General features: G+C 68.2%; 1 pseudogene. It reads left to right on the forward strand.

From position 1 onward, the window contains the following. A pseudogene (locus EN906_RS36370) lies at positions 1-613 on the forward strand (peptidase M15); the annotation flags it as partial.

A 613-nucleotide genomic window follows, 5' to 3' on the forward strand; every position in this document is an offset into this window, starting at 1 on the left:
GCCGAAGACAGCGCCGATGTCCAGACCGCTTCGGCGGCCCCCCCGCCCAAGGCGAGAAACCTGAAGCCGGCAGCAGCAGCCAAGACCAGCAACCTCCCGGGCATTGCCATCGTGGCGCCGGAGAATGCGCGGCGCGCCGAGATTCCGCAGGTGGCCGAGCAGCAGGCTCCGGAGCCGGAAGAGGACACGCCGGAGACGATCATCGCCGCATTGCCGGCCCGAAGCGTTCCGCTGCCGGATTTCGCACCGCGGCCAAAAGCCGATCTCGGCGCTCAGCAGCCTGAGAATGTTCCTTTTGCGATGGCGGAGGCGACAGCCACCACCGAGCAGGCCGTGGCGACCGCGCATGCGCCGGCGAGCGTTCCTTTCGGCGTGGCCGATGCAACGGCTTCGGCTAATCCGGCCCAGGTCGCGGTCAACAACATACCGTTGCCGACATGGCGTCCCGACAATTCGCTGCCGGCCGCTTTGGCTGCGGCGCCCAGCAAGGATGTGCTGATGGCGCTGGCCGAGACGGCTGATCAAAGCAAGACGGCGACCGATGCGTTCTCGGTGCTGCCGACGGCGCGGCCCGAGATGGCCAGGCCGAACGCGGCTCGGATCCGGACAAGGA

Origin of the sequence: Mesorhizobium sp. M7A.F.Ca.CA.004.06.1.1, from assembly GCF_003999135.1 — a bacterium.
Classification (GTDB): domain Bacteria; phylum Pseudomonadota; class Alphaproteobacteria; order Rhizobiales; family Rhizobiaceae; genus Mesorhizobium.